Origin of the sequence: Pantoea sp. RSPAM1 (assembly GCF_038816185.1) — a bacterium.
GTDB lineage: Bacteria > Pseudomonadota > Gammaproteobacteria > Enterobacterales > Enterobacteriaceae > Pantoea > Pantoea ananatis.
The window spans coordinates 176,062-193,124 of record NZ_CP046138.1 but is presented as its reverse complement, the minus strand read 5'-3'; the positions used below and the strand labels follow the sequence as shown (position 1 = coordinate 193,124).

The window sequence follows — 17,063 nt, the reverse complement described above, 5'->3', positions numbered from 1 at the left end:
GCCTGGCAACACTGAAAAGAGAGGGATTATTCCTGCGCAGAAATGACAGCCTGATTTGTTCAACTTCGCCCGTCAGGAGACGGGCGATGTCGAAACGCGTTGATTATTGCTGCCCCTGCTGCTGTGCATCAGCCTGCTTTTGTTTTTTCTTCGCCATGTGGTGTCCAACGGCACAACCTGCTGCTGCACCGGCAACGCCGTGATTTTTCATGTGTCCGGCCACACCGCCCACCGCTGCGCCTTTCAGGCACCCTTTCGCTTCCACCTGAGCACTCATTGCCATGAGCAGCCCTGCAGTAATAACAACAAGAGAAAGTTTATGCATCTTTTGACTCCCTGAATATTATCAATAATGGTCAACCCTTATTAAGCATAGCTACATTGCACGTATTTTCCGTTCAGGTTTTATTGTGTTTATAAGACGTTTAGTTTTCGTTAAGATTGTTATTTTGGCGCAGTGATAAACGCGCGAACGGTCAGCATCAGGCAGTAAAATTTGCCAGTAGCATTCTGAATGCCCTGTTTTTTATTATGCCATCCGGGAAAACTATTTCTGCGCATATCAAAATTTAAAATGTTTTTCTGCGTGGTTATTTTTTAATAAAATAATAAGGTAAAAGTAAAAAAATTGACGATGCCCTGACAGGCTTGCGCATGTCAACCCACTCTCATCATCACCCGTTTTTCACAACGCCAGTCCATCTGATCAGCATGGTCTTACTGCGCATCGTGACTACTGCATGTAATGCCCCACTTCTGCATCGGAAAATGAATCAGCGAGATCGGGATGTCCTGCTACTGGCACTTTTTTAAACCTGTATTCATTAGCATATTTTTGATATGCAAACCCGTTTACCGATAAGCGGTTATTCCGCCTCACTGCATGAAAAGAAGTAGTGGACGATTCTGCGCAACGCCTGTGTTGAGCCCTCATATCCTCATTACCTTTTATATGAAGAGTGAATTTTCAGTGGCATTTTTAAATAACGCCCTCGTAAATTAATGCTCAACATCGTTAAACATCATAATGTTGTTCTGTTGACAGAGCCCTGCTCCTGGCACCATTTGCAAACGCGTTAATTTTCTTTGTAATAAACGCAGGTGCTTTTTCCACGCAACCGGTCGCGTGCAGAAAACGGGCCGTGCAAATAGCAGCATCCCTCTGCCTCTCATCTGGGTGAGCCGTCATGCTGTGACAGACCTTATCAGGCATTTCCTGCTTTTAGAACGACGGCGACTGAGCAGAAGTTTTTTACACGACAAGTTAAAGCGCGCTTTGTTTTTCTGCTTTTGTTTAAGCTGAGGGTAACGCCCAATGTTTGCCATAACCATGACACTCGCTCAGGAAAAAAAAATGAAAGTCCAAAAATTTGAACAGTCCGCGTCGATCACCGCTCTCGAATCCTGGGGAACCGTAGAGGGTTTGCCCGGTTCACCGGAGATCGTGCTCGCCGGGCTGCAGACGGTGATCCCCGGCCACGAGAGTATTGATATGGGCATTTTTGAATGTACGGCGGGCAGTTATCGTCGCGGCGTTAAGCAGGCCGAAATGATGCACTTCCTCTCTGGAACAGGGTCATTTACCGCTGATGGCGAAGCGCCACAGCATTTCAAACCCGGTGACACGTTATTTTTTGAAGCAAACACGCAAGGTACCTGGGTGATGGATACCACGATGCGCAAGCTCTATGTGATTTTTGACACGCCCTGATCATCGCGCCAGATGTGCGTCCTGACTGGCTGGACAACGGACGATCAGGACAGCATAAAGTCGACGGCATCGCTGGCATGGAGCCGGGTGGTGTCAAAGACCGGTAAAACGCTTTTCTCCTCCGGCACCAGTAGGCCAATTTCGGTACAGCCAAAAATTACCGCCTGTGCCCCCTGGTCGCGCAATTGTGCGATCACTCCAAGGTAATACTGGCGCGCGCTTTCGGTAAATTTCCCGACGCAAAGTTCATCAAAAATAATGTGGTTGACGGCAGCGCGCTGTTCTGCCTCGGGGACAATCGTGTCAATTGAAAAGTGCTGCTGCAGTCGTCCCAGATAAAAATCCTGTTCCATCGTATAGCGGGTTCCCAGCAACGCGGCCCGCGTTATCCCTTTGGCTCTTATCGCCCTGCCCGTCGCATCCGCGATATGTAAAAAAGGCAAATGACAGCGAGATTCAATCGCCCCGGCAACCTTGTGCATCGTGTTGGTACATAAGACGATGGCGTCAGCACCGGCGCCCGCCAGACCCACGGCCGCCTCCGCCAGTAGTTCACCAGCCCGATCCCAGTCGCCACTGCGCTGGCAGGCTTCAATTTCATGAAAATCCACGCTGTGCAGAAGCAGTTTTGCAGAGTGTAGCCCGCCGAGCCTGTCCCGAATGCCTTCATTGATTAAGCGATAGTAGGGGACGGTGGATTCCCAGCTCATCCCGCCGATCAGTCCAATGGTTTTCATTTTCATCCTTTTACATGCCGTGCTGAATCTGGATGACATTGCCCAGCAGCGCGGGTCTCCCGGCAGGTGTAAAGGCCACATCGCGCATCTCACGCAGGTATCCGAACACCCAGTGCTTATGTCATCAGGTTTTTTTACCCTGTTCACTGGCCTGCTGCAATGCCGTGATGACAATACCTGGCGTTAACACCTGAGGCAGGACAACGGGTTTTCCGCCATCTGCCGGGTACACGACGTACAACGGTAGACCGCCACGGCCAAAATCACTGAGTGCCTGCTCAACATCCGGATTGTATTTGGTGGAGTCCGCAATCATATAAATGGTGTTGGTACGCGCCATCGCTTGCTTTACGGCCTGGGTGGACAGTGACGTCCGTTCATTAACCTGACAGGTAATGCACCATGAGGCCGTAAAATTCACCAGCACGGGTTTGCCCTGACCTTTTATCGCGTCCACATTTTGTGGTGACCATGCCACCGCAGCCGCGGCGACAGTTTCAGGTGAATCCGGTGTGGCCGTGGCGGTTTTCAATGTCAAGAGCGGCGGAACCAACAGAACGACCATCGCGGCAGTAGCACTATGCAATGCCCAATGCCGTTTTCCCATCATCTGTCGCTTCTGCGCCATGCCGTATAACCAGCCTGCAAAACTTAACATCAGGCAGCACGTCAGGATAGCGGCCAGCGCTGTCGAACCGGCCTGACGCTCCAAAACCCAAATCAACCACCCCGCCGCGCCCAGCATCGGAAAAGCCAGTCCGTGTTTGAGCGTGATCATCCAGGCACCCGGCGCAGGTAAGCGGCGGGCAAACACAGGGAAAAAGGAGATCAGCGTGAACGGTGCAGCAAACCCGAGCGCCAGTGAAAGGAAAATAACCACGCTAATAGCGGGTGGCTGCGTAAAGGCATAGCCGATAGCACTGGCCATAAAGGGCGCGCTGCATGGCGTCGCCACGATGATGGCCAGGGCTCCCGTTAATGCCGAGCCCGTTAACCCGCCTCGTTCGCCGCCGACTTCGCCGGCCCGCTGGAGAGACAAGCCAACTTCAAACAGACCGAACAGATTCAGGGCCGATGCCACCATGATCAGCACCAGCAGCGCTATCACCAACGGCGATTGCAACTGGAAACCCCAGCCGACGGAAGCGCCGCCCATCCTTGCCAACAGCAGCACGCTGACCAGTAACACCATCGTAACGACCACGCCCGCCAGAAAGGTCAGCCCTTCGGCCCGCGCATGTGCCGGGTGGGCATTGTGGCGCAACAGACTCAGGGCTTTCAGCGAGATTACCGGAAACACACAGGGCATAAGATTAAGTATGATGCCGCCCAGAAAAGCGGCGGCGATTGCAGTCAACATGATAGCGCTGTCCAGATTTGAGATTAGGCCGGATTGGCCTGACGGTATTTTTTCACGGCATCCAGCGTTTTCTGGATATGCGCTTCTGGGTTTTTGTCCGTATAACTCAACAGAATTTTGCCATCCGGTGCAATCACATAAGACGTACGATCGGAAAGCGTTTTACCTTTCATCTCCATCGTACTTTTGTATTCTGCAGCCACTTTTGCGCCCGGATCGGCAGCAACGGTGAATTTATCGCGGCATTCAAGTTTAGAGAATTTCTCAATCTGATCAGTATTACCTGCGGTAACGCCGATTACTGTTGCGCCCTCTTTTTTGAAGTCATCTGTCGCTTCTGCAAAGGCATGCGCCTCTAATGTACAGCCTGCACTAAACGCCGCCGGGAAAAAATAAAGAACGACCAGGCCTTTTTGCAGTGCCTGCTGTAAAGAGAAGGTGGTTTCTTTACCTGCCAATGCGGCTTCCAGTTTGAAATCCGGCGCCTGTGCACCCACCGGCAGTGCTGCGAACGCGGAGGTCATCGGAAGGCTCAGTGACAGTAATGTTGCAGCCGTAAGCATTTTCAGGTGATTCTTAATACGCATTCTCTTTTCTCCGTCGACAAGCAGGCCTAAGTGCCTCTTGCACGTTAATACTAGTTTCATTCACTAAAAATGAAAAAGTGTGCGTCATGGAATAACGCGTTACCGTTACCAGAGCGTTCATGCAAACCTGTCTGGCCTCTACAGTAAGATAGTCTTACAACCGCTCATTTAGATATGCGGTTGAGCGGTAATTTTGTGTCAGACGGTAAATATTCAGGGAACAGAGAGATGCCCAACCTGATAACGCTGAAAATGGCCCGAATCTTGCGCAGGCGCCGTCGCCCAGAGGCAAAAATCTATGTGGCGCCAGTGAAAGGTATCCAGAGCTGATACGCGTGCTAACACCACGGCTTCTTTTGGGGGCTGCATCAATCCGGCGAGATCGGCGTAAGCAGGAACGGTGCTGACGTCCAGGGAAGCAAAACCGGCTTGAACGAACTCTGGCGACAGCCTGGCCGATAATACCGGGAAGGTATGCACCTGCGGCCAGCCAAAATCCTCAGTAAGCTTTTTAAAACCTGCCCCAGACAAAAAACCGTGCATGCTCTCTGCGTCCTGCCATAGATAAAAGGGCGCATAGACATTTTCATCCGTGTTTATGGGGTCTTTGGCTTTGCACGCATAAAGCCAGGCTTTGAATATGAGACCCGGAAATCCCGCCATCTTATATCCGTTGTCATCAATCCGGCGCTGAATAATCGTCATGTCGTAATCAGCGGGAAGAACAAAACGGTATTGCATAGCAAGCATGGTTTTCTCCTTAAAGTTTGGGAATATCCGCCAGGTCAAACATCTTCCCGTGACTAAAAGACCAGTCTTCTGGCTGAGTGAAATGAAGAACGATCATGACATCATGGGGTTTTATGCCCATCGATTGTTCAAGACGCCGGGTGAGATCCTCATAAAAGGCCTGTTTCTGTTGCCTGTTACGCGCTTTACCTGCGGTAATGGTAAAAAGAAGAAAGTCATTGCTGCGGCCCGCCTCAGCACCACAAAGATAATGCCGATCAAAAATCCGGCTGTGCGCGTCATAACAATTAAAAAACTGAAAACAGTCTCCGTGCGGAACGGAAAATGAAGCTTCAAGCGATTGTTGCAACGCAGCAGAAATTTTCTCTCGCCACTGCTGAAAACGCCGTGCTGAGATGGCTATATGGCTTACAGGCATCGGTATCCCTCACTCAGGCTGTGTGTTTTTGAAGACGGTCAACGCGGAAACCGCGTTGGGCCAGCCGCAATAAAAGGCAAGATGCGTTATCACTTCGATAATTTCATCGTCTGAAATGCCATTTTGGCGAGCAAATTCCAGATGCCAGCCCAGCTGTTCATTTCGATACAGGGCAATGAGGGCGCTGACCGTGATCAGACTTCTGTCCCGTGGCGACAGCCCGTCCCGCTGCCAGATATCGCCAAACAAGACCTCTTCACTGAGACGTGCCAGCTTGGGTGCTATCCCGGCCATATTTTCCCGACTCACCTTTGTCGTGTTCATTTTTGTTTCTCCTTGAGGATGTGGTAGAAAGATAGAATGCTTTGACGATCTATAAAATCAGAAATATTGGGACTCTTAATCCCATAAAACGGGATGAAAAATGGCGAAAAGACCCGTTACCTTTGATGCTGAAACATTACGAACCTTTGTCACCGGTATTGAGCTGGGAAGCTTTGCTGCTGCTGCAGAGCGCCTGGGGCGTTCAACATCGGCGGTAAGCGCTCAGCTTAAAAAGCTTGAGCAGCAGGCAGGCGCCGCGCTGGTGCAAAAGTCAGGACGACATCTGGTCCTGACTGCCCAGGGTGAAATGATGCTTGCCTATGCGCGCAGGCTGATGAGTCTCAACGACGAAGCTTACCAGGCGGTGAAATCGGTGGGCATCCGTGGCGAGGTTCGGCTGGGATTGCAGGAAGATTTTGGAGAATCACTTCTCCCTTCTCTTCTAGGGCAATTTTCACGTGCGCACCCCGACGTACAGGTCTCCGCGACCGTGACCCGCAACAAGCCTCTGCTGGATGCAATAGGTCGCAATGAACTTGATGTTGCCCTGAGCTGGCAGGGTGACGAGGACACCGCTTACAGCGAGTCGCTCGGGTCATTACCACTCTGCTGGATTGGCGCAAAAGATTTCGATATCGGCGCATTTATCGGTCGGAACCGACCTCTGCCGTTACTGGTTTTTGACGCACCCTGTCTGATGCGTAGCGCGGCGACAGCCGCCCTGGACAGCATGAATATCCCCTGGCGCATTGCGTTTACCAGCAGAAGCCTGAGTGGGATATGGGCGGCCGCGGCGGCCGGGCTCGGAATGACGTTGCGAACACAAACGGGCATGCCGTCATCACTCGCAATATTTGAACAGCAAAAATTGCCAGATACAGGCGCGATTGGCGTTCGTCTGCACCAGTCTGAAAAAAACCTATCAGCCGCAGCAGCCTCGCTTTGCCAGATGATAAAAACGCACTTTCATGGCACATAAGCCCACTACCGCGCCTGATGAAATCCAGCCTACAGACAGCATCAATCGATGACCGGGCAGGCAGGTATTTTTGGCGGTTGAGGCTGAGCACAGGGCTGTCAGATTGTGGTCGTTTAAACAACGCCCTGCCTTTTGTCCGGCCTGGCCTGGCACCTGTCCTGCTTGCTGCACTAATCCTGACGTGGGCACCTGAGTAAGGTCGCTTACAGTATGATGTAACTAAAATCGTTACAGAAAATATTGTGCTCACACTTTTGTGACACTCATCGCCAATGCTGTTTACCCCCGGCTTATCTCTCCACCATAGCCTTCTACTCTGAGCATCTCACCGTCTGCTTCCACCCACGCAAAGGGCACGTCCAGAGGGCCGTCGAGCATGCCCTTCATGATAAAAAAGTCGGTGTCCAGAATACGGGCATAGCCTCCGCGATGATCGTGTCCGGCAAAACAGGCGCGCACCCGGTATCGGGTGAATAAATCCACCAGCGCGTCGGCGTTCATTAACATATGCGTGTTCCCGGGAGCCAGCGGATAATGCCCGAATACCACGATGCTTTCTCCGCACTGCTGTGCCGCCTGTAACTGCTGCTCAATCCACACCAACTGTTGCGCACCCACGGCACCGTTCCAGGGCTGTGCGTGGGGCAGATGCTCATGTTGCAGCCGGGTCAGCAAGGCTGCAGCCTGTTGGCGATCGGTGCCGTTGAGCGCATTGCAGTAAAGACTCATATCATTGCCATCGTAGACAATGAAGCGCCAGCCGTTAAAACGGAAAGCGTAATAGCTCTTGGGTAATGCAACCTTCCCTTCAAGTCGTGTGGCAATCGTCTGCGCATCATGATTACCCAGCACCACAGCATGAGGATGCTTTAATTCTTGATATACCGGCAGTACCGCAGCATAGCTGTGCCAGTCGCGATCGACGAGATCGCCCAGCGTCACCACAAAATCGAGCGGCTGAGCGTTGAGCGCCGTGATGGCCTGGTGCAGTTTTAGCAGGCCGTTGCGATAGTAAAGATGGTTGTCAACATCCGGTGCGATATCCGCGTATTGCGGATCGGCCATCAAACCAAAACGAACACCGTTGTCCCGCGCAGGCAAGGGACGCAGCAACGGCGGTTGATACAGCGCTGCGACATCCGCCAGCAGTTCGCGCTGCTGCAGACTAAGTGAGTGAGGCGTTAACATTGGCGTTCACCTTAACGTATACCGGCACGCATGAAAGACTGAATAAACTGACGCTGAAATAGCAGAAAGAGCAGCAAAAGCGGCAGCGTTGTCATCAATGTTGCTGCACCAATAAGCGCCCACTGCACGCCCTGCTCTGGCGCGGAAAATAGCTGCAGCCCGACGGTTAAGGGCCGTACCTTAACCGAGTCGGTAATCACCAGCGGCCAGAGAAAATCATTCCAGTGAAAGCTGACAGAGACTAACGCAAAGGCGATATAAATCGGTCTGGCCAGCGGGATGTAGATCTTACGTAAGATATAAAACCGGCTGGCGCCTTCCACGATCGCCGCCTCTTCCAGCACTAAGGGGATGCTTTTAAATGTCTGGCGCAGCAGGAAGATAGCAAAGGCAGACGCAAAATACGGTAAGGCAATGCCGGTCAATGTATCGCGCAGGCCCAGCGCGCCAATGGTTTTATAGTTATTCAGGATCAGCACATCGGGGCTGATCATGAGCTGCAACAGAATAAGGGCAAACAACATGCCCGAATACTTCAGGCGAAAACGGACCAGTGCGTAAGCCGCCATTGTGGCCAATACCAGCTGGACTGTAACGATCATCAATACCAGCAAAATCGTATTCATGAAGTAACGGGCAAAGGGCGCAGCATGCCAGGCGTTAATAAAATTTTGCAGCGTCAGCGGCGCAAAAAGCCTGAAGCTGCCCTGCTCGGCCGCAGGATGCACCGCAACCCACAGCGCCACCAGGATAGGAAGCAGCCATAGCAGCGCCGCCAACCAGATAATCAGATTCAGGCCGAGGCGGCCAACAGAAAAGGGAGGTTTCATTGATAATGGGCTCGTTTATCCATCAACTTAAATTTAACTAGCGCAATCGCCGCCAAAATCAGCAGCAACACCACGGTCATGGCCGCGGCTGCCGGTAAATCCCAGTAACTGAATGCTGTGCGATAGATGTAAAACAGCAGCAGGCTACTGCTGTTGTCCGGGCCGCCGTTCGTCATCGCAATAACCTGATCGACGATGCGAAACGCATTCATGGATGCATTGATCAAGACAAATAACGTGGTCGGCATCAGCAATGGCCACTGGACGCGCCGGAAGAAATAGCCCTTTGATGCCCCTTCGATTTCCGCCGCTTCACGCAGGCGCGGATCAATCTGCTGCAGGGCAGCCAGATAGAAAATCATAAAGAAACCGGCCTCACGCCACACGGAGACCGCCATCAGGCACCACAGGGAGGTGCCCGGCTCGCCAAGCCAGTTAACCGGGGCAATGGAAAACAGCGACAGAAGTTTGTTCAGCAAGCCCAACTGTGGCGTGTAAAAAAACAGCCACAGATTAGCAATGGCAATCATTGGCAGAAGAGAGGGAATAAAAAAAGCCGCACGTATCACGGCGTTAGCCGCCAGTCGTCGGTTAACGGCCAATGCCATGAGCAGCGCCAGCATCACCGCCAAAGGGATAGTGACCAGGGCATAGAGCAGATTGTTCCACAACGACCGGATAAACACATCGTCATCCAGCAGCGCAGCGTAGTTATCCAGCCCAACAAACTGGGCCGGATGACCGTTACGTGAGGCGCTGAACAGACTTTCCCACACCGTTGCCAGAGCAGGATAATGAGTAAACAGCAATAAAAAACCCAGTGCCGGTAAGATCAGCAAATAGCCGCAAAGCTGTAATGACCTGACGCCTGAGCGCAAAGCAGGAGATGCTGTTGCAAGTGTGTTCATCGCCATCGTATTACTGGTAAGCCTTCAGCAAACGATCGGCCTGCTTCTGGGCGGCTTCCAGTGCTTCTGCCGGTGTTTTCGTCTGGGTTATCGCGGCTTCAATGGCGTGGTTCAGCGCCTCCTGAATTTGCACGCTGTTATAGGTCGAGAGTTCTGGCTGGGCATAATTAAGTTGCTCACGTGCCACCAGCGCCTGCGGGACCTGTTTCACATAGTCTTTCATGGCTGGCGTTTCCCAGGCGGCGGGTGAAGTTGCGACATAACCGGTGGCAATACTCCAGCGGGCAGCCTGTTCAGGGGCGGTGACCCAACGGATAAACGCCATGGCGGCTTTCTGCTGTGCCGGGGATGCATTTTTGAAGACATACAGATTACCGCCACCGGTCGGGCTTCCGCGCTGTGTCTTTTCAGGAAGCATCGCGACACCAAACGGGAATGTAGCATTTTTGCGCACCACGCTCAGGTTACCCGTGGTGGTCACCATCATCGCGGTTTTGCCACTCAAAAAATCTTGTGGCGTGGTGCCCCATGCAACGGCGCCTTTAGGTGAAACGCCCTCTTTCTGACCGAGATCGGTTAACCACTGCAACGTTTCAATGTTCCCGGGCGTATTAAAATACACGGCCGTGCCCTTGCCATTATCAAGATGCGCGCCATTGGTCGCAGCAAACCCCTGAAACACCCAATAACCATTTGGCGTAGTCGGGATTTCGATGCCCCACTGGCTGACGTTTTGCCCGTCTTTCACGACCAGCTTTTTGCCAAAGTCCACCACCTGCTGCCAGTTCGCAGGCGGCGTATCAGCATCCAGACCCGCTTTTTCAAACGCCTGCTTATTCCAGTACAGCACCACGGTCGAGCGCTGAAAAGGCACGCCCCAGACTTTTCCGTTGATATGGCGCAAGAAAGCAGGATAGAAACTGTCGATCCATTTCTTACCCTCATCGTCTTTGGCCAGATCGCTGGCCGCGACAATCGCCCCCGCATCCATCAGTGAATAAGCTTCGATATCGCCAATAACGGCCATTTGTGGCGCATTACCGCCGCGAAAAGCGGTCAACGCTTTGGTCACCGTTGTGGCGTAGTCACCGGTATAGACCGGCTGAATACTGACTTCGGGATGAATTTTTTCGAAATCGGCAACCAGTGCTTCAACGGTGTGGCTGATCTCGCCTCCCACTGCGATGGGATAATACATCTGCAGTTTTACCGGATCGGCAGCAAAAACTGACGCGCTGGTTGCGATAAGCAATGCAGGAAGCAGATGTGACAGACGAATAGCAGGCATGATTTTCCCTTAGGTAAAAGATCGTTAAACCGCGTATTTTTTGGACGAAACAGACATCAGCTGTTCTGCATGCAAACAGCGTTTACCGCTATCGGTGGAAAACAGGTATTGCTTATCAGCAGGCCATTGCAGCCCCACCAGGCTTCCCTCACTGAACCGTTTCATTCCCGCTACCGTCACCGTTAATGTTTCGTGGCTGTGAGCAAGCTGGCACAGTAATAAGGTATCAGCCCCCATATATTCGTAACTCACCACGCTGGCCGTCAGCACTGCGCCCGCAGCATTAATAAGCTGAATATCTTCAGCCCGAATGCCCAGACTGAGTGCGCCGTCGGTGAAGCCTTCGACGACAGGCGCCCTGAGCGGACTCAGATAGTGGTTCGCGTTGTGGCAGGCGAGCGGCAGGATGTTCATGGGCGGTGCGCCAATAAACTGTGCCGCGAACACGCTGGCAGGGTTGTTGTAGAGATTATCAGGTGTGTCGTGCTGCTCAATTCGCCCTGCGTTCAGCAAAATAATGCTGTCCGCCATGCTCATGGCTTCCGTCTGATCGTGGGTGACATAGATCATTGTCAGACCCAGCTTCTTCTGTAAGGCACGGATCTCACGGCGCATGCTTTGGCGTAGCTTGGCATCGAGGTTAGAAAGGGGTTCATCCATCAGGCAGAGCGTATTGTTGGCGATAACGGCCCGCCCCAGTGCCACCCGCTGTTGTTGACCACCGGACAGCTGGGACGGCAAACGATCCAGCAACGCCTCCAGTTCCATCAGTTTACTGACCCGACTCAGGCGATCGGCAAACGTAAGCTTATCTTCACCGCGGGCTTTTAAGCCAAATAACAAATTTTCTTTAACGCTCAGGTGAGGAAAAAGCGCATAAGACTGAAACACCATGGAGAGCTTGCGTTGGGAGGGGGGCAAATGGGTGATATCCACATGATTGAAACTCACTGAACCTGTGTCGGCCGTCTCCAGGCCGGCAATAGTGCGCAGCAGCGTCGATTTACCACAGCCGGAAGGCCCCAACAGCGCAACGAACGTTCCTTCGGCGGCGTCAAAATGGATATTATCCAGTGCGATTTTCTCGCCCCAGCTTTTGGTAATGTGATGAAGCGCCAGATGGCTCATACATGCGCCGCTTTGCAAATAAGAATTGCAGTAAGCTAGCCGAGAAAAATGAACGATTTATGGCTGAAAAATGACAGAAAAAAGATCCACCCGTTGATTAATCATGCGGGCTTACCCTTCCTTACCCGTTCGCCGTCGCGACCGCGCTTTTCCTCTTGTTCCTGACCGTGAATGAACGCCGCAAGCGGCATTCTGACAACCTGTCGTGCCCATGAGTGACGTTGAACGTCTTGATGGTATGTTGACCAGCCGATGTTGACTACATGCGGCTCTGCTGCACGACAGGGCCAGGGCTAACGTAATACGTTCGGCGGCATCCTGAATGCATAAGAAATGATCAGACGCACGCGAAGCGCCAGAGACTCACACAACGTCTCGCAATCCTCGCTGTAACCACTGAGAAAGGGCTGCAACGACGGTTCACTGCCGGAAACAGGCGCAGGTTGATTACTTTCGCTGAGTAGGTAGACTGGTATACATACATGTTGCTAACAAAGGTTATCGTCATGCCAGCTCAATCTCCCAGCGCAGAAACTGCTTATGATAAGTTGCTCAGTGCGGCGCGGGTGCTGTTTTACCACCACGGCATCAACGGGACAGGTATCGATGCCATCGTAAAGCGGGCCGGCGTTGCCAAAAAAAGCCTGTATAACAACTTTGCCTCTAAAGATGAGCTGGTTGCGATTTATCTCAGGGTTCGTCACGAGGAATGGCTTGCTTTGTACAAACATCGTCTGGACCTTGCCATGACGCCGAAAGAACGGGTCCTTGCCGTGTTCGCGGCTTATGAGGACCATGCTGAATTGGCCTATGAAAACGGGTTTCGCGGATGTGGGCTGCTGAACGCAGCGGCAGAGTTGCCTGCCAGCGCGCCGGGACGACAGGCCGTTCGTGAGCACAAGGAGGAAGTGGAGTCGATTCTGACCGTGCATCTGACAGACCTGATGAAGGGAGACGCAGAAAGCGCGCGCAAAATGGCACGGCACTTTGCTTTTCTACTGGAAGGCAGCATTTCACGAGCCGGGCTGGAAGGTAACAGCGACTGCGTGATCCAGGCCGGTATGATTGCTGAGCAACTGATGGAGGCATACTGATGCCTGCATCTGGACACCAAACGGGTGGCGCAACGGCCGTCATTATCGCGGCTGTGCTCTGGGGAACGACGGGAACAGCTGCCACCTTTGCTCCGGCTTTAAGCCCGCTGGCCGTAGGGTCAGTGGCAATGGGTATCGGTGGACTGTTGCAGGGACTTATCGCTGCAGCCCCGCTTATTCGGCAGCGGCAACTGATTTTTCGGCATTGGCCGTTTCTGCTGACGGGTGTTCTCGCAGTGGCGATTTATCCGCTCGCTTTTTATGCGTCTATGCGCTATGCCGGCGTCACTGTTGGCACCGTCGTTTCCATCGGCTCCGCCCCGCTACTGTCAGCACTCATTGAGCACCGTCTTGAAGGCGTACGCCTGACAAAGCAGTGGGCAGGCGGTGCCGCTATAGGGCTTGGCGGGATGATCCTGCTTTGCCTTGCGGAAAGGGGTGGGCACAGTACTGGACAAGGTTCTGCAATGACGGGCATTACGCTGGGGCTGCTGGCTGGTTTTACCTATGCCCTTTATTCGTGGTCTGCGCGGCGATTAATGCAGGGCGGCGTGGCGCCACGCGCGGCAATGGGGGCGACCTTTGGGGCGGGCGGTATCCTGCTTGTCCCTGTCCTTCTGATGACCGGCGCACCGCTTCTGGAAACCTGGAATAATGCTGCCGTCGGGATATATATGGCGCTGGTTCCAATGTTTCTGGGCTATCTCTGCTATGGCTACGGACTGGCGCGCATCCCGGCCAGCATGGCAACCACGATCACGCTGCTGGAGCCGGTCGTCGCCGCTCTGCTGGCCGTACTGCTTGTCGGGGAAAGGCTGCCGCTCTCAGGTTGGGCCGGTGCAGGGCTCATTATTGCCTGCCTGGGTGTGATCACCTTTCCGGCGAGCAAGCGCGCCTCTCCTATAACCCAGCACCGGGCTGATAACCATTAATCCAGGGACAGGAAAAAAGAAGGAAAAAGCGGTCTTTAATGCATGCTTTTCTCTCGGCAGATGCACGGACACTCTCATCAGGCCTGAGAAAAGCAAAATCCGCTCCTTAATACCTTTGCTGGTTATCCACGAACTGCCTGACTCACCTGTTAAATTTATTATTAATCGGCAGCTTAAGGCCAGTGCGGTTAAACAGGTGCCCGTCTGTATTTGCTATCCTTGGGAAACGAATTCTTGGGTTACCCTTTTTGGAGTAATAATGAGCGATATTATTAATCTGTTCACCAGCCATAAAAGTGAGCGCAGCTTCACCGATAAACCTGTTGACGATGCCATCCTTGATCGCATTATCAGCACCGCCTATCGCGCCCCTACCTCCGTTAACTCACAACAGGTTTCACTGGTCGTTACGCGGGATGCCGCTCAACGTCAGGCCATTTCTGAGATTGCCGGTGGACAGCCCTGGATTGCCAAAGCGCCTGTGTTTATCACCGTCGTTCTGGATATGCATAAATCCCGGGTCGCCATGGCGGCTGTGGGCAAAGAGCAGGTTGCTCAGGACAGCATTGAAAGTATCGTTTCTGGCGCGACGGACGTAGGCATTGCACTAGGCAGTATTATGGCCGCTGCGCGGGCAGAAGGTTTAGGCATCGTGCCCATCGGGGGAATCCGCCGCGATCCTGACGCGATGATCGAACTGCTTAATTTGCCGGAATATACTTTCCCTGTCGCAGGCGTCGTTATCGGTTACGTCGATCAGCCTGCTTTCCAGAAGCCGCGCCTGCCTCTGCAGACCTTCCGTCACGAAGAAAGCTATCACACCGAAGGTCTGGAACAACAGATCGCCGCTTACAATGCCGAAATGGTGCAGCACTGGAAAAACACGGGACGCACCGACGGCGAAAGCTGGAGCGACAGCGTGAGCGGATATTATCAGCACATCTATTTCCCAAAAGTCCTGCCAGCCCTGCACAAGCAAGGATTTGGTAGCGACAAATAACCATCATCCGTCCGGGCAATGCCCGGGCGATGTCTTCCCGTCTGGCTCAACGCTCACAGGCTACCCCCTTGCCCCGTTTCGCCCCTCGTGTTTGGCACGATAAAGCGCTTCATCCGCCCGTTTAATTAATCGTTCCGCCCTGTCTGGTCCTTCCCCTGCCACCGTTGTTGCTACGCCGGCACTCAGCGTGACGCACCCGGTTTTCAGCCCTGTCGAGCTGTGCGGTATCGCTAACATCCTGACGGCCTCAACCACGTCTGAGGCTATTTTTAACGCATCCGCGGCGCAGGTGTCGGCTAACACGATGGCAAATTCTTCTCCGCCATAGCGTGCGGCGATATCGGTGCGGCGCTGGGCAAACGTCTTCAGTAAGCGTGCTACTTGTTGTAAACAGGCGTCACCCGCGACATGACCGTAGGTATCGTTGTAGCGTTTGAAATAATCGATATCGAAAAGGATTAATGATACCGGCCCACCGCTACTGCGGCCGTGCAGCAGGCTTTTTACCAGAAAGTGGTCAAAGTGCCGGCGGTTAGCCAGCCCGGTGAGCCCGTCGCCGTTTGCCAGGTTCTCCAGTGAATGGTTCGCTTCTGTCAGTTCATCCCTGAGATGGGTTAATTCTATCTGATAGCGTAAGCTACGTCTGGCCTCATGCCGTATCAACATCCATAGCAGAATGATCGCCATCAGAAGCACCAGGCTCAATACTACGCCCTGAACCCGGCTTTCGGCCCAGCTAATGAAAAGCCCTTCTTTATCAAAGCCTGCAGCGACAACTAAAGGGTAACGGCTTGAACTGGCGAAACCAAAAATGCGCGTTACGCCGTCAACCTTCGCTTTCCACTCTCCGCTGCCGCGTTCGGCATTGGCTAACAGCTGGTGAAAAAGCGGGCTGGCGGCGAGATTTTTACCGATGTAGCTGTCCGACAAAGGACGCGCATAGAGCACGGTGCTGTCTGCCAGCATTAGCGCCAGTAAGTCCTTGGGACCAATAACAAAATAATCGTAGTAGTGACGAAAGTAATCGACGCTCACCGTGGCAAGGAGTACACCACGAAATCCCTGGTAGTGATCGCTGACGCGCAGCGAAACAGGAATGACGTAGCGGCCCGAACTGCGGCTTCGTAATGCAGGCCCCACGTGCAGGCTGTTGCGTGGATTATTGCGATGATAGCTGAAATACTCCCTGTCGGCGTTATTTGCTGAAAACGACTGCATTAACGAACTGGCGACCCATCGCCCCTGCGCATCGTAATAGAAGATACCGTCCAGCTGCGGCAGGCGGTGCTGTAACGTCCGCATGATGTCGTTGAGGGTTGAGACATCTTCGCCCGTCTCTGCCTGAGACTCGATTTCACGCTGGACTTCACGCAGCGACAGTTCCGTTTGCAGAAAGGTATCTTCGGCCTGACGGGCCTGAGCCAAAGAAAGATCAATTGCGCGTTCTTCAGTGATACGAACCGTTCTTTGCCAGTCCTGGTAAAGCGTCCAGACATTGATAACAATAACGCCAATCGTCAATAAACTTCCCGCCAGGGTAATGCTTCTGAGCAGTGGTGAAAGGCGCATCATTGCCGCATCTTTTTTTCGACGTAATTCCATGCCGGTTAACCCTTCTCTCGCTACGGGAGGATGTAACATATCAGAAACAACGTGTTATCAATAACATCCTGACAGGCCATTTATATCTGCTGTTTTCAGTTTAGATTAAGACAGGAACGCCAGCATCGCTTACGCCTCTTCAGAGTACAGGCAGCAGGCTTTGCTAGCAGGCTGGTGGGCCAGCCTCACCGGGCGGACGTATCGGGGAAAGGGCAGATGTCGCGGCA

Annotated in this window: 18 protein-coding genes; 5 read left to right on the top strand and 13 right to left on the bottom strand. The window is 53.0% G+C overall.

Annotated features, from left to right (window positions below; all coding sequences use genetic code 11):
- Positions 1-103 precede the first annotated feature (103 nt).
- On the bottom strand, positions 104-325 hold the full coding sequence (locus GKC68_RS22995) for a hypothetical protein (protein ID WP_028722692.1): 222 nt from the start codon (positions 323-325) through the stop codon (positions 104-106).
- A 1,029-nt stretch (positions 326-1,354) separates the two neighbouring features.
- Between GKC68_RS22995 and GKC68_RS22990 the strand changes: the two genes are divergently transcribed.
- A complete protein-coding gene (locus GKC68_RS22990) occupies positions 1,355-1,711 on the top strand; it encodes a cupin domain-containing protein (RefSeq protein WP_110982806.1) in 357 nt (118 codons plus the stop codon).
- Positions 1,712-1,755: 44 nt separating this feature from the next.
- Here GKC68_RS22990 and GKC68_RS22985 read toward each other — a convergent pair whose 3' ends face one another.
- The 6 genes from GKC68_RS22985 to GKC68_RS22960 form a co-directional block, all read right to left on the bottom strand.
- A complete protein-coding gene (locus tag GKC68_RS22985) occupies positions 1,756-2,448 on the bottom strand; it encodes an aspartate/glutamate racemase (protein ID WP_342656926.1) in 693 nt (230 codons plus the stop codon).
- A gap of 124 nt (positions 2,449-2,572) precedes the next feature.
- The gene (locus tag GKC68_RS22980; protein WP_342656925.1) at positions 2,573-3,808 is read right to left on the bottom strand and encodes a thioredoxin family protein; all 1,236 of its coding nucleotides are present in this window, start codon (positions 3,806-3,808) and stop codon (positions 2,573-2,575) included.
- A 23-nt stretch (positions 3,809-3,831) separates the two neighbouring features.
- On the bottom strand, positions 3,832-4,395 hold the full coding sequence (locus tag GKC68_RS22975) for a peroxiredoxin (RefSeq protein WP_342656924.1): 564 nt from the start codon (positions 4,393-4,395) through the stop codon (positions 3,832-3,834).
- A gap of 213 nt (positions 4,396-4,608) precedes the next feature.
- On the bottom strand, positions 4,609-5,145 hold the full coding sequence (locus GKC68_RS22970; protein ID WP_028722686.1) for a DUF4865 family protein: 537 nt from the start codon (positions 5,143-5,145) through the stop codon (positions 4,609-4,611).
- Positions 5,146-5,155: 10 nt separating this feature from the next.
- Positions 5,156-5,563: a tautomerase family protein gene (locus tag GKC68_RS22965; protein ID WP_047713618.1), complete on the bottom strand. Its 408-nt coding sequence runs from the start codon at positions 5,561-5,563 to the stop codon at positions 5,156-5,158.
- 9 nt (positions 5,564-5,572) lie between these two features.
- Positions 5,573-5,887 carry a carboxymuconolactone decarboxylase family protein gene (locus GKC68_RS22960; RefSeq protein WP_263775625.1) on the bottom strand — a complete coding sequence of 105 codons (315 nt, stop codon included), beginning with the start codon at positions 5,885-5,887 and terminating at the stop codon, positions 5,573-5,575.
- 100 nt (positions 5,888-5,987) lie between these two features.
- Here GKC68_RS22960 and GKC68_RS22955 point away from each other — a divergent pair, with 100 nt between their 5' ends.
- Entirely contained in the window at positions 5,988-6,866 is an 879-nt protein-coding gene (locus tag GKC68_RS22955) for a LysR substrate-binding domain-containing protein (RefSeq protein WP_047713620.1), read from the top strand.
- A 279-nt stretch (positions 6,867-7,145) separates the two neighbouring features.
- On the opposite strand, the gene GKC68_RS22950 is transcribed toward GKC68_RS22955, so the two are convergent.
- From GKC68_RS22950 to GKC68_RS22930, 5 genes are read right to left on the bottom strand one after another with little or no spacing between them, the layout of a single operon-like run.
- Positions 7,146-8,054, bottom strand: a complete 909-nt coding sequence (locus GKC68_RS22950; RefSeq protein WP_342656923.1) for a metallophosphoesterase — start codon at positions 8,052-8,054, stop codon at positions 7,146-7,148.
- A gap of 11 nt (positions 8,055-8,065) precedes the next feature.
- The gene (locus tag GKC68_RS22945) at positions 8,066-8,884 is read right to left on the bottom strand and encodes a carbohydrate ABC transporter permease (protein ID WP_028722681.1); all 819 of its coding nucleotides are present in this window, start codon (positions 8,882-8,884) and stop codon (positions 8,066-8,068) included.
- Positions 8,881-9,798, bottom strand: coding sequence for a sugar ABC transporter permease (locus GKC68_RS22940; protein ID WP_028722680.1), 918 nt, complete (start codon positions 9,796-9,798; stop codon positions 8,881-8,883). The genes GKC68_RS22945 and GKC68_RS22940 overlap by 4 nt, the downstream gene beginning before the upstream one ends.
- Positions 9,799-9,802: 4 nt before the next feature.
- Positions 9,803-11,080: an ABC transporter substrate-binding protein gene (locus GKC68_RS22935; RefSeq protein ID WP_047713622.1), complete on the bottom strand. Its 1,278-nt coding sequence runs from the start codon at positions 11,078-11,080 to the stop codon at positions 9,803-9,805.
- A 24-nt stretch (positions 11,081-11,104) separates the two neighbouring features.
- Complete coding sequence (locus GKC68_RS22930; RefSeq protein ID WP_342656922.1) at positions 11,105-12,208, bottom strand: ABC transporter ATP-binding protein; 1,104 nt, start codon at positions 12,206-12,208, stop codon at positions 11,105-11,107.
- Positions 12,209-12,714: 506 nt separating this feature from the next.
- Here GKC68_RS22930 and GKC68_RS22925 point away from each other — a divergent pair.
- The 3 genes from GKC68_RS22925 (at position 12,715) to GKC68_RS22915 (ending at position 15,234) form a co-directional block, all read left to right on the top strand.
- A complete protein-coding gene (locus GKC68_RS22925) occupies positions 12,715-13,302 on the top strand; it encodes a TetR/AcrR family transcriptional regulator (RefSeq protein WP_047713632.1) in 588 nt (195 codons plus the stop codon).
- Positions 13,302-14,234: an EamA family transporter gene (locus tag GKC68_RS22920; RefSeq protein ID WP_342656921.1), complete on the top strand. Its 933-nt coding sequence runs from the start codon at positions 13,302-13,304 to the stop codon at positions 14,232-14,234. Before GKC68_RS22925 ends, GKC68_RS22920 begins: the two co-directional genes overlap by 1 nt.
- Positions 14,235-14,493: 259 nt before the next feature.
- The gene (locus GKC68_RS22915; protein WP_028722676.1) at positions 14,494-15,234 is read left to right on the top strand and encodes a nitroreductase family protein; all 741 of its coding nucleotides are present in this window, start codon (positions 14,494-14,496) and stop codon (positions 15,232-15,234) included.
- Between the two features lie 60 nt (positions 15,235-15,294).
- On the opposite strand, the gene GKC68_RS22910 is transcribed toward GKC68_RS22915, so the two are convergent.
- The gene (locus GKC68_RS22910; protein WP_342656920.1) at positions 15,295-16,836 is read right to left on the bottom strand and encodes a sensor domain-containing diguanylate cyclase; all 1,542 of its coding nucleotides are present in this window, start codon (positions 16,834-16,836) and stop codon (positions 15,295-15,297) included.
- Positions 16,837-17,063 lie beyond the last annotated feature (227 nt).